Origin of the sequence: Lysinibacillus sp. FSL K6-0057 (assembly GCF_038630885.1) — a bacterium.
GTDB lineage: Bacteria > Bacillota > Bacilli > Bacillales_A > Planococcaceae > Lysinibacillus > Lysinibacillus fusiformis_F.
Map to the genome: position 1 here is coordinate 2,042,541 of NZ_CP152047.1, position 16,522 is coordinate 2,059,062.

Below are 16,522 nucleotides of genomic sequence, written 5' to 3' on the forward strand. Positions count from 1 at the left end.
TCATAAAACGAGATAACCCGCTCAGAAAGGAACGCAAAGTGATCATAAAGCAATGCACTCCGCTCAGAAAGGGACGCGAGGTGATCCTAAAGCAAGGCCCCCCGCTCAGAAAGGGATGGAAGGTGATCATAAAACGATGCCCCCCGCTCAAAAAGGAACACCAAGTGATCCTAAAGCGATGCACCCCGCTCAAAAAGGAACACCAAATGATCATAAAGCGAGGCCCCCCGCTCTTATTCAAGATGATCAATCAGCAAATCACTGCTAAATAATAGAAAATACCACTCAGAATGGCAGGGAAATCGCGGTTACTTATTCGGAAGGAATTCTCCAGAATGAGGTTTGCCTCCGTTTGTTTTATAAGAAAATCAAAAATATGACATGATTTTACGTGTGGAAATTGCAACTTTCGACATGTTTTTTATTTATTTCTCGGGAAATATCTCATAGCAATTTGTGAAAATGGTAGGGACTTCGTCAGCTAGTTTAGGCAATATATGTGGTGGTTGGTTCGGGTGGATACAAATAAAATGTAATTTCAATCAAACAGATGGGTGGATTACGTTTCAGCTAGGGGGATGTTCGCTATAATAAGAGTAAGGAGGAAATGAAATGTATTTAAAATCATGTAAGGTGTTACAGGATACAATTCCGAATAAGCAGGTGTATCCTTTTAATATTCCAAGTTTGCAGGATTTGCAAGAGCTGGAGTTCCCGACGAATGTGACGTTCTTTGTTGGGGAGAATGGTTCGGGGAAATCAACATTACTGGAGGCGATTGCAGATCGCTGCGATTTCAATACGGCGGGTGGTGGTCGTCAAAATTTATATGAAGTACATAAGGCGGAATCTTCGTTGGGGGAATATATTCGTTTGTCGTGGCTACCGAAAATATCGAATGGTTTTTTTCTTCGATCGGAAACATTTTATCAATTTGCCAGTCATATTGATTTGTTAGATCGCCATCCAAACAAATATGCTGCTTTTGGAGGAAAATCTCTGCACCATCAATCCCATGGTGAATCCTTTCTGGCGTTATTTATGAATCGCTTTAAGGGTAAAGCCATTTATTTATTGGATGAGCCTGAGGCGGCATTGTCTCCAACGAGGCAGCTGAGCTTGCTGAAAATTATCAAGGACCTAGAGCATGAGGCACAATTTATTATTGCCACACACTCACCCATTTTGCTTGGCTATCCGAATGCAACGATTTATAGTTTTGATCAAGGAGAAATTGAATCCATTCGCTATGAGGATACGATTCATTACATCGTTACGAAACGTTTTTTAGATGCGCCACAGACCATATTAAGAGAGTTATTTGATGAGGAGAGGGAATCATGAATCAACGAAAAGGCTTAATCATGCGAGAAATTCGATTAGATGAAATGGCACAGTCCATTGATTTACTGAATTATGTCTTTCAAATGTCAATGTCCATTCACAAGGATCGTCGTTTTGTGAATGCTAAGAGCCGGCAATTTAATGAAGGGCATGCTATCGGGTGGTTTGATGGTTCACAGCTTGTATCGCAAATTTTAAGTTTGCCTTTTGAGGTTAATGTACATGGCAAGATTTATGAAATGGGTGGCATCACAGCAGTTGGGACATACCCTGAGTATTCGGGACATGGCTTAATGGAGAGCTTGATCATTGAAAGCCTGCAAAGTATGCGAAATGAAGGACAGTTTATATCCTATTTATTTCCATATTCTATTCCTTATTACCGCAAAAAGGGATGGGAAATTATGAGTGATATTGTGGAGTTTCAAGTGAAGGATACACAGCTGCCTCATTATGCTGGGCTAAACGGGAAAATTCGTCGTGTTGATCCGAAACATGAGGACGTTGTGGAAATCTACGCACGCTATGCACAAAAAACGCATGGGGTAATGGTGCGCAATAGTATTGCCTGGAACGAGAAATTTCAGGAGGATTTCTGGGAAGAGAAATTCATTGATAGTGATGTCAATCTTCAGGCGGCGGTCTATTATGATGAAGAGGATGTGGCACAGGGCTACATGTTCTATCGCATTATGGAGGAAAATTATTACATTGATGAAATCGTTTATTTGCAGGAAGAGGCTCGTAAAGGTTTATGGAATTTCGTCTCGGCTCACAGCTCGATGGTTTATAATGTCTACGGGAAAACAACGGGCAATGAAGCGGTAGCCTTTCTATTAGAGGACAGTGAGATCATTCAAAAGGTATCGCCTTATTTCATGGCAAGAATTGTCGATGTCAAAGAATTTTTACTGTGCTATCCATTTATCGGCCAGGATTTCGAGCTTCAGCTAGCTGTCAGTGATCGTACTGTGGCGTGGAATAATGGCACCTACATCATCAAAATGAAAGATGGCAACCTTTCAGTGCAAAAGGTGAGTGAGACGTTGAATGCGAATGCTGTGCATTTAACGGTGCAAACATTGGCTACTATGCTGTTAGGCTATAAACGTCCAACCTATTTAGAAAGAATTGAACGATTACAGGGACGTGCAGAGGAAATTGCATTGCTGGAGGCGGTTTTACCAGTAGGTATCCCAACATTTATTGATTATTTTTGAGCGAGGGGGAGAGCCATAACGTTGACGGTTATGGCTGCCACGCCTCTTTTAACAGCTCGATGCCTCGCTTGATTTCTTCCATCGTTAATTTGCTAAAACCTAATTGCAGCATAGGTTCATCTCTTGTTTGATGGATAAAAAACGGGCTTGTCGGATAAACCTTCACGCCGTAAGACGCCGCACGTTGAATGAGCTGCTGCTCTGAAAGTAGAGACTTCATCTTCACTAGTACATACAGTCCTGATTGCTCGCCCAAAACAAAAATTTGCTGACCAAATTGGCGTTGTAGCTCCTGCACAAGGTGCTGCATTTTTTGTTTATATGCCAAACGCATTCGTTTAATATGGCGTGTCCATTCCCCCTGAGCCATAAATTGGGCCATTGTGCGTTGATGGAGGGACGAAGCATTTTGTTCAAATTGAGCAAATCGCTCTTTAAATGGCTGAACCAGTGCATTGGGTAGCACCATATAGCTCAAACGTACACCTGGTAAAAACGATTTGGAGAAGGTGCCAAGATAGATTACTCGTGAAGGGTCGATGGAGGCAAGGGCAGGAAATGGCTGTTGTGCATAGCGAAATTCTCCATCATAATCATCCTCCAGAATATACCCGCCGACTTGTTGAGCCCATTGTATTAAAGTTTGTCTTTGCTGAATGGTCATGGACACACCGTATGGGAAATGATGTGATGGGGTGACATACAACAAGCGAGATTGACAGTGTTGGAGTACATCAAGTTGTGCTCCTGTTTCCATTACGGGCAATGCCTCTATTTCGAAATGGTGTAACTGGAAGGCTTCACGTGCACCGTTATAGCCAGGGTCTTCCAAAAGAATGCTTGGGAAATGGTCTTTTAATAAAAAGCCAAGATACAGTAGCATTTGCTGTGTGCTACTGCCAATGATGATATTTTCGCTCGTTGTACAAACCCCTCTTGCTTGCAATAAATACGGCACAAGCTGCTCCTTTAGCATTGATTCTCCAAACAGTTCTCCGTATTCGTAACAGCTGGATTCCTGTAATACTTGATTGGCGATTTGGCGCCATGCTTTCATAGGAAAATGCTGCTGATCCACAGCCCCTGCGCGAAAATCGACGAGGTATGATGTAGCGTTACTTTTTGACTGTGACATAAGAGGCTGTTCCTGCTCCTGTAGGAAAACCTGCTCCAGTGCATTAACGAAATAGCCTTTTCGACCTTCACCACGTATGTATCCTTCTGCCACAAGCTGTTCGTAGGCAGTTAATGTAGTATTACGACTGACCTGTAAAGTTTCTGCTAGTTTTCGAATGGAGGGCAGGGAATCATCCGTTTGCAGTGTACCTTGCGTAATCAGTACTTTAATTTGCTGGTACACTTGCTTATATTTTGCCTCTTTTTCTGTTAATAGAAAGATAAAATCGTCCATAGGGCACCACCTTGACATGTTAAAATGTTTGAAATTGTTTCTTTTGAAATGTCAGATTACTTACTATCATCATACTAGAAAGACAATAAAAAAGAAATGGAGAGTCATAGCATGAAAATATCTACAGTGACACAGGCAACGATAGGGGAAGTAGTCCCATTATTTGATGCCTATCGTGAATTTTATGGTCAACCGTCTGATTTACAGCAAGCTGAACAGTTTATACGGGAGCGAGTGGAGAGAGCAGAGTCTATTATTTTTCTCGCGTATCTGGAGGAGGAGCCAGTCGGATTTGCACAATTGTTTCCAGTCTTTTCATCCGTAGCTATGAAAAGAGCATTTCTCTTAAATGATTTATTTGTGGCGAAACAAGCCAGAAAACAAGGCGTGGCACAGGCTTTAATGGAGCAATGCTACACCTATTGTCAGCAGGAGGAGGCTCGTTACATGATGCTCGAAACCGCCACCGATAATGTCCAAGCACAGAAACTCTATGAAAAAATGGGCATGACGATTGATGAAAAGGTTTATTATTATAGTATTTATTGGTGAATTTTTTCTATGTGGTGGGTGGGGAGCTACTGATAAAGTGTCTGAGGTGCTTACATTCGAGGGGAATCCGCTCCTAAATGAGGAGAGAGTGATCCATCTGAAGGGGTAACCGCTCATAAATGAGGAGAGAGTGATCCAACTGAAGGGGAGCCCGCTCGTAAATGAGGTGAAAGTGATCCAACTGAGGAGGAGCCCGCTCCTAAATGAGTAGAAAGTGATCCATCTGAAGGAGAGCCCGCTCCTAAATGAGTAGAAAGTGATCCAACTGAGGGAGACGCCGCTCCTAAATAAGGCAAAAGTGCTCAAACAGAAGGAAACCCCGCTCATAAAAGGAACGAAAGCGCTCCAACTGAGTTGAATTCGCTCCACCAAGTGTAGAACTCGATCAATTAACCCTTCAAAAATAAACACTAGCCCCCGCCATTGTCACTATAACTGGTGGGGGCTTTGTGTTTAGGCGTGGCTCATCCATCCTGCGAAGAGGCCCGAGGAGAAAAAGCGGGTAATGTTTTGGAAGCCAGCTTCACTTAAAAGCTGTTGGATTTCTTGATCGGATAGGAAAGAAATATTCATGATGACTTTGCCCATGTTTTCTACCTTTTCTTTTGTGTAGCCAGCATCTAAAAAGTAGCTTTGCCATATTTTGATGCGATCTTGTAGTTCGTCACTTTCTCGTTCTCCGTAGGCACAGGCGAGGACAAAAGGCTTTCCGGGTTTTAATTGCTTGCGAATGTTTTGTAGTAGACGGCGTTTCTCCTGTCGATCTTCAATAAAATGAAGAACGAGGATACAGCTTGCCGCATCGAATTTCGGTGTCGTTTGTGGCAAATGCTCAATCGTTCCTTGTAATAGCTGAACACGACTTTCAATACCGAGTTGTACGGCTTTATGTTGAGAGATTTGGAGCATTTCTTCAGCTGGATCAACCCCAGTGAACGTCCATTTAGGGTTTGTTGGTCCCCATGCAGAAAGTTCATTGCCCCCGCCAGCTCCTACTACAAGTAAGGATGCTTCTTGTTCCCCTAAATGCATACGGAAATAGGCTTGTGTCACAGCAAATAATGTGTCATAGGCAGGCACTGAAATCCGCGTGCTTTGCTCATAAGTTCGTGCCTTTTCTAATAAATGTGTAGATAATTTCCCCATTGTGATAGCCTCCAGTGTTTTATTGTCTCTATTACAGACCTTTAATGTCTGTAATAGAGTATAAATGAAAATAACTGAAAAGACAAAGAAGAAGGCTGTAGTCAGCGCATTTCATTGTAAAGCATTAAAAAATTAATAATAAAGATAAATAATTTAATGATTATCATTAAATAACTGTTGAAAAAAATGGCACTTTCTTCTATGCTTGTAGTAAACAGGAGGGGAAATAGAATGATGAATAGTTTAATCAGTGCCGTTTTGCAAGTGATATTATTTTCAGTGATTCCGTTTATTTGGTGGCTTTGCACAGCGAGAAAAAAACAGCCCTTTTTAACGTGGATAGGCTTGCAAAAGCCCATTATTGTGCATAAGGGAAGGTATGCCATGTTCTTTGTGCTTTCCATTGTTGTGCTTGTAGTACCGAGCTTTGCGCTAATCTTTTTCTATATTGATCGCTCCTTACTAGCGGCGAATCAATTTGCGGGCCTTGGTGCCACGGCGATCATTCCAGCACTTATGTACGCCATTATTCAAACAGGTTTAGCAGAGGAACTATTGTTTCGCGGCTTTTTATTGAAGAGGTTGGCGAAATCTTTTGGTTTTCAAGTAGGTAATCTCGTGCAAAGTATTGTTTTTGGCTGTGTTCATGGGGCCATGCTATGGTCGGTGCTTTCGCTTCACGTGATCTTGTTAGTCGTGCTTACTACAGCGCTTGCTGGCTATTTGATGGGGTGGATGAATGAACGAGTTGCAGGGGTTTCCATTGTCACTAGCTGGTGTATCCATAGTATTGTGAATTTCATAGCGGCGTGCATGTATATGTTTAAATTTTGACTTATTTGCATTTCTTTGCTGTCACTTGCATAATAGGGCAGAGAAGATTTTTTCGTGAAGGGACGTGCAAGCATGACAGAGTGGCCTAAGGGAGTAGCAAAACCAGCAATTCGCGCATTACATGCAGTGGGCTATACAGAATTGAAGCAGCTAGACAAAGTGGAGCTTTCTACATTAGCTCATCTTCATGGAATGGGGCCAAAAGCTTTAGCAGCGATTGAGGCGGCACTGAAGGAAAGTAGGGAACCTCGTGAATAAGCTGACATTATTTTTACTGGCAATGATTGTCTATTATATCCTCGTTGTAGTCGTTATTAGCAAGCTGTTTATTATTCCCATTATGAAAGTGATGGCGCTGATCTTTTTTATAGGGGCAGGTTATATTTTTTCGCGTAAAATGCGTAGAAAATTACAGTAGGAGGTAATATGAAAATTGTTAAATTAACATTCTTTTATTTAGCTATTATTTCATTGGCACTGACGCTGTCCTTAGCGGGTGTTCGTCTATCCATTTCACTCGGGATATTTGCATTGATTGCGATTGCGATGATTTATCGCCATATACATATTTTATATCGCACAAACAATATGGAGCAGGTAGATAAATGGGTGAAAAATCATCGAAAAGAGCCTATATTTGCTGCTCTTTATGCATCAGCTTACGGGACAAAAGAGGAACAGATTCGGGCAATCGATGTCATCATTCATCACTACAAGCAACCAGCCATTAAGTACAATTATCTCTTTATTAAGGCGATTATGGAGGAGAATCTTGGTGCTGCTAAAGTAGCTGCAAGACAAATCGAAAAGGAGCCTTTAACTAGCTATGCACGATGCTATATTGCTGCGCTTGAAGGTCGATCCGCCGATATGAGAAGTGATAAACTAACACAGCCGTGGATGCAACCTGCAATCGAAGCGGTCCATGCCTGTACAATAAAGGATCAAGCAAAGTTCCGCCAATTCGCAGATGCCAGTATCCAACAAGCACGTGGCATACAGAAGTACGGTTTAATACATAATTTTAAGCAAATGGAAGATGAATTGGAAAAGGCATAATCGAAGGGCTACTTGATAACAGTATCAGGTAGCCTGATTTTGTGTCAGAAACCATAAATTGTAAATTAATTCGATGAGGTGAAAATGTTTGTCTAAAATGGATCATATGATGCAGATTTTATGGATGTTGAATTCAGGTAGGAAAATTACTGCGAAAGAAATTGCTGAAAAATTAGAGATTAATATCAGATCCGTTTACCGCTATATTAACTCCCTTTCTGCCAGTGGTGTGCCAATTATAGCTGAAACCGGTCATCATGGAGGATATACCCTGTTGAATAATTTTATTAAAAGTCCTCTTATTTTTGATGTTGACGAGAAAGCGGCATTACTCCATGCTTCTATTTTTGCAAAAGAAGCTGGTTATTTTTTAGATGAGGCATTAAACAGTGCAACAGCAAAGCTTACAATGTATTCAAATCAAGAGCAAGAAAAAATGATTCAACAGCATTTACAAGGTTTCGAGATAATCGGACCTGTTGAATCCTCATTGGAGCCACTATTAAAAAAATTAGAAGAGAGTATAGTAAAGGAAACATCTATAGAAATGGAATACCATACTAATAATGAAGAGCAAGCTAAGTCTAGGGTGATTAATCCATATGGTTTGGTTTATTGGAATCAAAACTGGTATGTCGTTGCATTTTGTCATGTAAGAAATGAAATCCGTACTTTTAAAGTAGGCCGAATTAGCAGTCTGCATCAAACAGTCATTCCCTTCCAACGACCACAAACTTTCTCTGCCAGTGATTTTTTTATGAAAAGCCTTTTTCCCCAAGCCGAAGATAAACAGAACCTTGTGCCCTTCATCATTTGTGGAAAGACAAGTGCTGTGGAGGCGATCAGTCAGCATTGGTTTTTAAAGTATCACCTCAAAGAACGCACCAATAAGAACGCAATATTTTTATTAGATGAGGAAGCATTACATACATATGTACCTTATTTACTTTTTCCCTATGGAAAAGCAATCCAAGTAGTAGAACCCATAAGTCTAAAGCAAAAAATAATTGATGTTCTATATGAGCTCATACATTTTTATAGTGTTGAAAAACAAAACAATTAATAGAATTTTTGTGAAAAGTGAAAATGAATTTCCGTTGCAGGCTACTTGCTTTCCTGTGGGCGAGCGCCGAGCCGCTTCCTCCGCTACCGCTCCGTGCAGGGTTTCGCCTGTCTCGCTATCCCACGGGAGTCAAGTAGCCTTCCACTCCAATCCACAAAAGTGTTACCTTTTTAGCAAAGGTTTTCAAATAAAGTGAAGGTGTTCACTACTTTTTATGAAGAAGTGTTGTCACGCATCACTTCTCCACATTGAAAATAAGAGCTTATCCCCTCTAAGAATACAGATAATGGGTGATTTAATCGCTATGCTGCTATGAAAAAGTAAAGACACTTTGCAGAATGGTTGATTGGAGTGGAGCCAGCGTCACTCCTAGGGGATTGAGCGTCACAGAGGAGACCCTGGAGCGAACGTAAGTGAGTGAAGCGGCTCATCGGACGCCCCCTGGAAAGGACGCTGGCGGAACGGAAATCAACCCCTCACCTTGCAAAGTTGCTTTTTCTGCCGTTGACATCATCTTTTTTCAACAACATGAAAACTTTACTGACGGAGAATGTCAGTAAAGTTTTTTTATACTAAGGATAGTTTCATTTAAAGGAGTGTTTATTATGCAGACAAGAAAAGTATATCTTTATGTATTTGATACGATGGCAGATTGGGAGATAGGGTATTTAATGGCCGAATTAAATACAGGTAGATATTTTAAAAAGGGGTTAGAGCCTTTAGAGGTGATGACTGTAGGGATTGATAGAAGTCCTGTTACGACAATGGGCGGCATCACCATACTTCCGACGATGGCCGTTGCTGAATGTCACTTGAATAGCATGGATGTCTTGATTCTTCCTGGAGGCAACACATGGCTAGAGTCTATTCATGAGCCTGTATTGAATAAAGTCTCAAAAGCGTTGAACGAAGAAGTTTTCGTAGCTGCAATTTGTGGTGCAACGTTTGGTCTCGCAAAGGTTGGTTTGCTTGATACAAGACAACATACGAGCAACGATCTCGAATACTTGAAGATGCTTTGTCCACATTATATTGGGGATGAACATTTTAAACAGAAGCCAGCCGTAACTGAAAGGAATTTAGTAACGGCATCTGGCATTGCACCGTTGGGATTTGCCTACCATGTTTTGAGGCTACTCGATGTTTTTACACCAGAAACATTACATGCTTGGTTTAAGCTTTATGAAACGCAGGAGAAAAAATACTTTTATGAATTAATGTCATCTATTGAATAATAATTAGTCTAAGAAGAGCATGTTCATTGTTAAAACATGCTCTCTTTTTTTACATTAACTTTTTTTATTCAACAAAATGCCTCGCACAATCCCCATCATGAAGATGCCACATAACAGCAGCAAAAATAGGTAAGCATGCCATTGCTGTAAAATACGTTCACGTCCTAGAGCTACCGTAAGATCATTGAATAGGGAGTAGGTAAAATACAATAGAATACTATTTTTGATGAGACAAAAGGTAAGGATGCCATTTTGTCGTTGTCTATGGGACAGTTGGGCTTTATTTTTGCGCATCACAGGATAAGCGGCTTTTATCTCTAAATAGTGTAAAAGTAAAAAGAGCATGAGTGCGACAAAGGGTAAATAAAAAATAGCGATTTTTGGTCCGAACTGGGCTTGGTCACTCGTGAAGCTTTGTAAGACAGGAATCGTGGCAGGGAGCTTGCCATATTGAATGAGTGTTGCTGTAATACCAGCTAGAAAAATAGTAGACACGATAACAGTTAGCTGGTGACAAAAGCGTGGTGTGGGTGTTTTTTGTTGTATATGCATCCTTGCTCCTCATTTCCATCATCATTGATAATAACAATCTGTTATACTGTATCATAGAATGATTGCTTTTTGTGTTAGAGAAAGAAGGATATTATGGAATACTTGTTGTTTTTACTAATTGGCATCATAGGGAATGTCATTGGCACGTTAGTTGGGGGCGGTGGTTTAATTACCTTGCCAACGATGATGCTTATGGGTGTACCCGTCCATTCGGCTATTGGCGCGAATAAAGTGTCCAATATGGTAAGTGCTTTTTCAAGCTTTTATACGATTTATCAACGTAAGGAATTAGCCTGGACCGAAATGCGTTCGGTGTTACTTGTCTCTTTGATTGGTGGTACATTGGGGGGACTTTTCGCTTCATTCATGAGCAGTCAAACATTGACGTTCATTGCGATTATTTTACTTGGCTTTGCGCTTGTCATGTCCTTTATGGGTGGGGCTGATTTTGGCGACCAGGAACGCTTTACAATGAATCGAAAAAACGGTCCTATCCTTCTTGGGGTAGGCTTTTATGACGGCATGTTTGGCCCTGGCAGTAGTACATTGGCGCTTTATACATATGCACATGAGAAGATTTCCTATATTAAAGCAGTGGGGCTATCACGGGTAGGGGTATTTGCAATGTGCTCAGGAGCAGCGATTACCTATATTGCTACGGGGAAAATCGAATGGCCATTAACGCTTATTTTAATGATTGGCTCGACGATTGGCGCACAAATTGGGCTCGTGCTCGCGAGAAAAGTGAAAGCAAATCAGGTAAAGCTTTTACTGCGTATTGTAACGATTGTGCTGATCGTACAGCTGGTTTATGATTTCATCCATCAGCTTTAGGAGGTGATTGTCCTGTTTGAAATTTCACCCTATCCAACCTTTTCGTGGTCGCTCTCGCGTCATAAAACATTGACAAGCTGCGCCCGCAAATATGGCTTTGAATATTACTTTTCACATAACGGATGGCTCAGCTACAATGTGGAGCCCTATCATCAACAGGTGTATCGCTTAAAAAAGCTGCAATCGATGCCTATTTTATTTGGGCAAATTGTCCATCGATACATTGAGCAGGCCATTAATGATTATCTACAAACAGGTAAAGCCCCTACTGTAGAGGAGTTGATTCAATTGGCACGCGGGCAGCTTAATGCAGCCTTTATCGACTCCACTCGTCGTCTTGAATTTTGGAGACAAAAACCGAATAAATACTATATGATGCAGGAAATTTATTATCAAGGCACACTTTCTCCTGAGCTTGTGCAAGACTATAAAGAACGTTTACGACTTGTTTTTAGCCATTTTTTGATGAGCGAAACATTCCAGCAAATCACCTCACAAAAAGGCTCTCTCCGTATAGGGGAACCAGAGCAATTCCGCTCCATGAAAGTGGATGATGTCCAGGTATTTGTCGTTATGGACTTTCATTATTATGATGAAGTTGCGGATAAATGGATTATTGTTGACTGGAAAACGGGCGGGGAGTCTGATGATGACCGTCAGCAATTAGCGCTCTACGCTTACTATGTTCAGCAGAAATACCGTGTGTCCCTTGCACAAATCGAGGTTTATAATGAATATTTATTAACAGGAAAACGCAAGAAATATAGTTTTACTGACTTCGATATGGAGAATATTTTGTATACATTTCAGCGCAGTGTCTTAGAAATGAAAAAGTATCAGGCTGATATTTTCTCCAACGAGCCCGTAGACATCGAGGATTTTGAACAAACACAGGAAAAATGGCATTGTCGCGGCTGTAATTTCAGGGAGTTATGCGCGCCAACGTGAGTGAGAAAAGAAGCGATTGCTAAAATAGCCACTCGCTTCTTTTTAAGTGATTTTAGTTAAATGAGCTTTGTGCTTTTTTAATAAAGTAAAGAAAAATTAATTGCACAAGTACAACTATTAGAAACATGAGGCCCAAAATAACGAATGAAACCATTTTACTTTCAGGTGTTTGCGCAATCCCTGCACCATCAACATTTATTGCCCCAATAAATACGGCGATGCCAGAAAAAATCAATAACCATACAATATTTACAGCCCACCAAATTATTTTCATACCCAACATAAACATCCTCTTTCTTCTTGTAATTCCCTCTTATTTCTTTATTATATCAATTTACCTTAATTTCGGAAATTTTCCACATCCTTCAGACGGATTGACGATAAAATAGATGTTTTTCACAGGCTTCATTCCTTCTTCAGGGGATATATGGTAAATTTGGTATGTACATATTTTTGTATGTCACCTAGCCATTTTCTAGAAAGGAGGCAGCATATGATTAACAATAAAAAGGCGTTTATTGGGTCAATCGTTATTTTGGGTATATGTATGTGTCTATTTTTTCCGTATCCCTACAATGAAGCGATGATTGCACATACTACATTCATGTCAATTCCCATCGAAACACAGGATGGATACGTGTTACTCGGCATTTTTTGCTCGATTTTATTTATAATCGCCATGATTATACTACTTAGGAGCATAAACAAATATCTTTTTCGAACATTTGTCATCGTAGTATTACTCTATTCATTTTTACCCCATTTGCTCATTATGGCATATCAAGAAACCTTTGCTAGTGGCATTATGGCCATTTCATATAAAGGAGACGGTAACTGTCATTTTGATATGGTGAGAAAAGACTTAATGAATGGGGAATGTACCCTTGTATTACATAATCGAAGCAATGAAGCAGTGTCCTTTGATTTACAATTTATCGATACGAGTTTTTTTAAAGATGATGAGCGTATGAATTCGCTTATGAATATTGCAGGGCCATATCATGTGACAATCGAGGCCAATCGTGAAAAATCTATTCATCTAAAGGAATTACTCGATGTAACAAATGTTCCTAATCATATATATAGTGGGGGCTCCTCCAAGGTGCATGTTCAATTAAGGGACGGAGACAATGAAAGAACCTTATAGATAGGCGATGAGGGGAAAACATTTTGCGTCTCCTACATCGTTTCAACGTTGGATTTGCTTTTATGGGAGACTTGTATTAAATTATAATAAGCTATGAATTGATTTTGAGAGAGGAGGCAAAAAGTTATGGAAACGATTTTCAGAAGAACGGCGATTGAGGTAAAGACATTTTTACAATTAGATGATTTATGCTCAAAGGGACCAGTCTGTGGTTTTTTAAGAAAACAGCATATTGAGATTAGTAACCGGAAGCTTTTTGCCTTTGTCAGTCATGTGTGAAAAATGACTTTTTAACGATACAAAGTAATTTCTAGACGCCGGTTTTATGGCGTCTTTTTTTGTTGTGATTCAACTGAGAGAGGGTGAGCTAATTGCTAAAAAAACTAAGACAATTAAGGAATGTTGCAGTGTTCCTAGCGCTTCTAATTTAAAAAAACAATTAGAAGCGAGGAATTATACGATGAAAAAACAACCAATTTTTACTTCATCATTTCTTTTTCTATTTATAAGTAATTTTTTTATTTTTATAGGATTTGAAATGCTACTGCCTATTTTACCAGCCTATTTATTAAGCATAAACGCCAATCCGATGCAAGTAGGCTTGGTGACGACGGTATTTACACTAGGTGCCATTACGATAAGACCTTTTATAGGATACTATTTAATCGATCATAAGCGAAAAAAACTAGCCATTGTTGCAAGTATCATGTTACTAATCATTACAATGCTGTATCCATTGCTTAATACGATTTGGATTTTCCTGTTGTTGCGACTTTTCCATGGAACAGCGTGGGGGGTATCGACGACAGCCAATAGTACAATGGCTGTAGATAGTATTCCTAAAGCTCGATTAGGAGAGGGAATGGGCTATTTCTCGGTGTCAACAACAGTCGGAGCGATTGTTGCACCAAGTCTCGGGATCCTTATTTATAGTTCCTTTTCTTTTCATACTTTGATTTGGTCATCTGCCTTACTCAGTTTATTTGCGATCCTAATGCTTTCATTTGTGCATTCTACGGCACCTACTCAAAATGACAAGCAGCCATTTCGATTTATGGAAGCGTTATTTGAAAAAGAGGTAAGATTTCAGGCATTATTGACAGTCGTGACGACGCTTGGTTTTGGCGCCATCATTACATTCTTAGTTCTTTTTGGTGAACAAAAGGGATTAGCACATATTTTTCTATTCTTTCTGATCAACGCAATTGTTTCCACTTTAATACGTCCATTTACAGGGAAATGGTTTGATCAGCATGGACCATGGTCGATCATCATTGTGTCAGCCATCTTCGGTTTCCTATCATTAATCGTGTTGTCCTATACGACAAATAGTCTCACACTGATTATCGCAGCGATTTTATTCGGTGCAGGCTATGACACCGTTATGCCGTGCTTACAAACATGGGCTGTTCAAAAAGTAAGTGAAGCCAAAAGTGGTGCAGCCAATGCTACTTTCCTTTCCAGTTTTGACGTTGGGGTCGGTATGAGCGCATTCATCTTGGGGATGTTAGCTGAATGGATAAGTATAGAAATGATTTTCCGACTTGTTAGCCTAAGCTTTCTTCTTGTCACCTTGTTAGTTTACCGAGACTATATTGTTAATAAGAAAACGAACCATTAATCCAGTAAGAAGGACCAGTCTCCGTTAATTGCCCCTTAAAGAAGGACCTTAATTTTACACGTCTTATTTAAAGGGGATTTTTATATGAACAACATCATTAGACTTCTTCACTCAGTACAACCAAGAAAGTACCATCAATAGCACTTAGATAGGATTGGCAGCCACTTGCGTGATAACAAATAGTTGGAAAATTCAATCCAAACTATTTAGGTTTGAGGTATGATAGGGAGTAGGCAAGCTTTGGAGGATTTTAAATGGGAAATGAACAATTATTAAAGCATGTTAGAACCTTATTGGAGATGTATGAAGAAGGAGACCTTGGTGGGGAAGTAATGGCTGAAGATGTGTTAAAGGGTGTTGTAGAAGATGCAGATTTACTTCAGGTGCTAACGCTAGCAATGGCTTTGAATTATCAACGAAATTCTTATGCGTTGTGGGAATCTGTTGTCAAGGCTTATCAAGATGAAAAAACAGCATGGATTTTTCAGCCTGAAATCGTCTCAAATTGTGATATTCATGATTTACGCGAGGCATTATTGCTTCATCGTGTTGCTTTACAACCTAATCGACATCCTGAGATTTGGCAACGGGTAGCGAAAGGTATTGTAAATTCCTCTGCAAATGGAGATGTACAGGGGCTGATAGCATCTACTCACTTTGATATTGCTATCTTAAAAGAGCTGATGCAACATACTCGCAAAGCGGAATTCCCCTATTTATCTGGACCTAAAATTTTCAATTACTGGCTATATGTTTTGGAGAGCTACGCATCTATTAAGTGGCGTTCTCGCGAGCTTATAACAATCGCTCCAGATACACATATAATGAAAGCAACTGTTAAATTGGGGTTATGTATGGAAGAGGTGTTAGATGGGGGAGCGAATGATCGTAAAGTTGTAGCGAATGCCTGGGAGCAAGCACTCAAAGGCACAGGAATAGCCCCAATCGATATCCATACGCCATTATGGTTGTGGTCTCGAGCTGGATTCCCCTCGCTCCAAGAGAAAAAGCAAAGGGTTTAGCCGTGCAGCTTTTAAAACCTAAAGAGCATGTTTTGATTATATGTTTTCAAAACATGCCCTTACTTATTGTGGGCGTATTTAGTAAAGATTAAAAACTATTTCTCCCAAAGCTCGATCAGTCGACCTTCTGGATCTTTAATCCAAATAAACTTTCCGAATTCGCTACTCTCTAGAGGCTTTGCAAGGGGAACAGCAAGATGTTCAAGATGCTTTATCATCTCGTTTAAATCATGTACTTGGAAATTCAACATTACTTGTTGTTCGATGGGAAAATAACTGTCCTGTTCAGTGAAGAAAGAAAAGATCGTTTCATTGCCTTCTTGGGGTTTCATGATTGTCCCATTCCAATCGTCTATTTCCAACATCAAGACTTCGCTGTACCATTTTTTTATAGCATCTAGATTCTTTGTTCGCCAAAAAATGCCGCCAAAACCTTTTATCATCGTCTCGAACTCCTGTCTATTTAAAGTTTCCTCATCTTTACCAATATAGCATGACAAGTTGGGCATAAGAAAGAGACCATGCCAATTTGAA

21 protein-coding genes are annotated in these 16,522 nt (G+C 40.1%); 16 read left to right on the top strand and 5 right to left on the bottom strand.

The annotated features are described in order from the left end of the window. The first annotated feature begins 115 nt into the window (after nt 1–115). The 3 genes from MHB40_RS09695 (at nt 116) to MHB40_RS09705 (ending at nt 2,564) form a co-directional block, all read left to right on the top strand. Nucleotides 116–268, top strand: a complete 153-nt coding sequence (locus tag MHB40_RS09695) for a hypothetical protein (RefSeq protein ID WP_342534429.1) — start codon at nt 116–118, stop codon at nt 266–268. 344 nt (nt 269–612) lie between these two features. Next, the gene (locus tag MHB40_RS09700; RefSeq protein WP_342443310.1) at nt 613–1,344 is read left to right on the top strand and encodes an AAA family ATPase; all 732 of its coding nucleotides are present in this window, start codon (nt 613–615) and stop codon (nt 1,342–1,344) included. Next, nucleotides 1,341–2,564 carry a GNAT family N-acetyltransferase gene (locus MHB40_RS09705; protein ID WP_342534430.1) on the top strand — a complete coding sequence of 408 codons (1,224 nt, stop codon included), beginning with the start codon at nt 1,341–1,343 and terminating at the stop codon, nt 2,562–2,564. The genes MHB40_RS09700 and MHB40_RS09705 overlap by 4 nt, the downstream gene beginning before the upstream one ends. Before the next feature lie 28 nt (nt 2,565–2,592). On the opposite strand, the gene MHB40_RS09710 is transcribed toward MHB40_RS09705, so the two are convergent. Then, nucleotides 2,593–3,975 (bottom strand): PLP-dependent aminotransferase family protein, encoded by a 1,383-nt coding sequence (locus tag MHB40_RS09710; protein ID WP_342443312.1) that lies wholly within the window; start codon nt 3,973–3,975, stop codon nt 2,593–2,595. 111 nt (nt 3,976–4,086) lie between these two features. On the opposite strand from MHB40_RS09710, the gene MHB40_RS09715 reads away from it, so the two are divergent. Further along, entirely contained in the window at nt 4,087–4,527 is a 441-nt protein-coding gene (locus MHB40_RS09715; protein WP_342443313.1) for a GNAT family N-acetyltransferase, read from the top strand. A 453-nt stretch (nt 4,528–4,980) separates the two neighbouring features. Here the strand turns inward: MHB40_RS09715 and MHB40_RS09720 are convergent, their stop codons facing one another. Beyond that, on the bottom strand, nt 4,981–5,673 hold the full coding sequence (locus tag MHB40_RS09720; protein ID WP_342534431.1) for a class I SAM-dependent methyltransferase: 693 nt from the start codon (nt 5,671–5,673) through the stop codon (nt 4,981–4,983). Nucleotides 5,674–5,904: 231 nt separating this feature from the next. On the opposite strand from MHB40_RS09720, the gene MHB40_RS09725 reads away from it, so the two are divergent. The 6 genes from MHB40_RS09725 to MHB40_RS09750 all read left to right on the top strand — a co-directional run bounded on the left by MHB40_RS09725 (nt 5,905) and on the right by MHB40_RS09750 (nt 9,864). Then, nucleotides 5,905–6,507 carry a CPBP family intramembrane glutamic endopeptidase gene (locus MHB40_RS09725; protein ID WP_342443315.1) on the top strand — a complete coding sequence of 201 codons (603 nt, stop codon included), beginning with the start codon at nt 5,905–5,907 and terminating at the stop codon, nt 6,505–6,507. A gap of 72 nt (nt 6,508–6,579) precedes the next feature. Continuing rightward, nucleotides 6,580–6,765, top strand: a complete 186-nt coding sequence (locus tag MHB40_RS09730; RefSeq protein WP_342443316.1) for a hypothetical protein — start codon at nt 6,580–6,582, stop codon at nt 6,763–6,765. Then, nucleotides 6,758–6,925, top strand: a complete 168-nt coding sequence (locus tag MHB40_RS09735; RefSeq protein ID WP_342443317.1) for a hypothetical protein — start codon at nt 6,758–6,760, stop codon at nt 6,923–6,925. The genes MHB40_RS09730 and MHB40_RS09735 overlap by 8 nt, the downstream gene beginning before the upstream one ends. A gap of 8 nt (nt 6,926–6,933) precedes the next feature. Further along, nucleotides 6,934–7,566: a hypothetical protein gene (locus MHB40_RS09740; protein ID WP_342534432.1), complete on the top strand. Its 633-nt coding sequence runs from the start codon at nt 6,934–6,936 to the stop codon at nt 7,564–7,566. Nucleotides 7,567–7,654: 88 nt separating this feature from the next. Then, nucleotides 7,655–8,629, top strand: coding sequence for a YafY family protein (locus MHB40_RS09745; protein ID WP_342534433.1), 975 nt, complete (start codon nt 7,655–7,657; stop codon nt 8,627–8,629). 605 nt (nt 8,630–9,234) lie between these two features. Then, on the top strand, nt 9,235–9,864 hold the full coding sequence (locus tag MHB40_RS09750; protein WP_342534434.1) for a type 1 glutamine amidotransferase family protein: 630 nt from the start codon (nt 9,235–9,237) through the stop codon (nt 9,862–9,864). A 54-nt stretch (nt 9,865–9,918) separates the two neighbouring features. On the opposite strand, the gene MHB40_RS09755 is transcribed toward MHB40_RS09750, so the two are convergent. Continuing rightward, a complete protein-coding gene (locus tag MHB40_RS09755; protein WP_342534435.1) occupies nt 9,919–10,416 on the bottom strand; it encodes a DUF1648 domain-containing protein in 498 nt (165 codons plus the stop codon). A gap of 93 nt (nt 10,417–10,509) precedes the next feature. Here MHB40_RS09755 and MHB40_RS09760 point away from each other — a divergent pair, with 93 nt between their 5' ends. Both MHB40_RS09760 and MHB40_RS09765 read left to right on the top strand, forming a co-directional pair. Next, nucleotides 10,510–11,250: a sulfite exporter TauE/SafE family protein gene (locus tag MHB40_RS09760; RefSeq protein ID WP_342534436.1), complete on the top strand. Its 741-nt coding sequence runs from the start codon at nt 10,510–10,512 to the stop codon at nt 11,248–11,250. Nucleotides 11,251–11,253: 3 nt separating this feature from the next. Next, on the top strand, nt 11,254–12,198 hold the full coding sequence (locus tag MHB40_RS09765) for a PD-(D/E)XK nuclease family protein (protein WP_342534437.1): 945 nt from the start codon (nt 11,254–11,256) through the stop codon (nt 12,196–12,198). 52 nt (nt 12,199–12,250) lie between these two features. Here the strand turns inward: MHB40_RS09765 and MHB40_RS09770 are convergent, their stop codons facing one another. After that, on the bottom strand, nt 12,251–12,472 hold the full coding sequence (locus tag MHB40_RS09770) for a DUF3923 family protein (RefSeq protein ID WP_342534438.1): 222 nt from the start codon (nt 12,470–12,472) through the stop codon (nt 12,251–12,253). A gap of 219 nt (nt 12,473–12,691) precedes the next feature. Here MHB40_RS09770 and MHB40_RS09775 point away from each other — a divergent pair, with 219 nt between their 5' ends. From MHB40_RS09775 to MHB40_RS09790, 4 genes are all read left to right on the top strand, one after another. Next, the gene (locus MHB40_RS09775; protein WP_342534439.1) at nt 12,692–13,345 is read left to right on the top strand and encodes a hypothetical protein; all 654 of its coding nucleotides are present in this window, start codon (nt 12,692–12,694) and stop codon (nt 13,343–13,345) included. A gap of 126 nt (nt 13,346–13,471) precedes the next feature. Continuing rightward, on the top strand, nt 13,472–13,624 hold the full coding sequence (locus MHB40_RS09780; RefSeq protein ID WP_205442913.1) for a hypothetical protein: 153 nt from the start codon (nt 13,472–13,474) through the stop codon (nt 13,622–13,624). A 181-nt stretch (nt 13,625–13,805) separates the two neighbouring features. Then, nucleotides 13,806–14,966 carry an MFS transporter gene (locus tag MHB40_RS09785; protein ID WP_342534440.1) on the top strand — a complete coding sequence of 387 codons (1,161 nt, stop codon included), beginning with the start codon at nt 13,806–13,808 and terminating at the stop codon, nt 14,964–14,966. 254 nt (nt 14,967–15,220) lie between these two features. After that, the gene (locus MHB40_RS09790) at nt 15,221–15,988 is read left to right on the top strand and encodes a hypothetical protein (RefSeq protein ID WP_342534441.1); all 768 of its coding nucleotides are present in this window, start codon (nt 15,221–15,223) and stop codon (nt 15,986–15,988) included. A 95-nt stretch (nt 15,989–16,083) separates the two neighbouring features. Here the strand turns inward: MHB40_RS09790 and MHB40_RS09795 are convergent, their stop codons facing one another. Continuing rightward, nucleotides 16,084–16,431: a VOC family protein gene (locus MHB40_RS09795; RefSeq protein ID WP_205442917.1), complete on the bottom strand. Its 348-nt coding sequence runs from the start codon at nt 16,429–16,431 to the stop codon at nt 16,084–16,086. Nucleotides 16,432–16,522 lie beyond the last annotated feature (91 nt).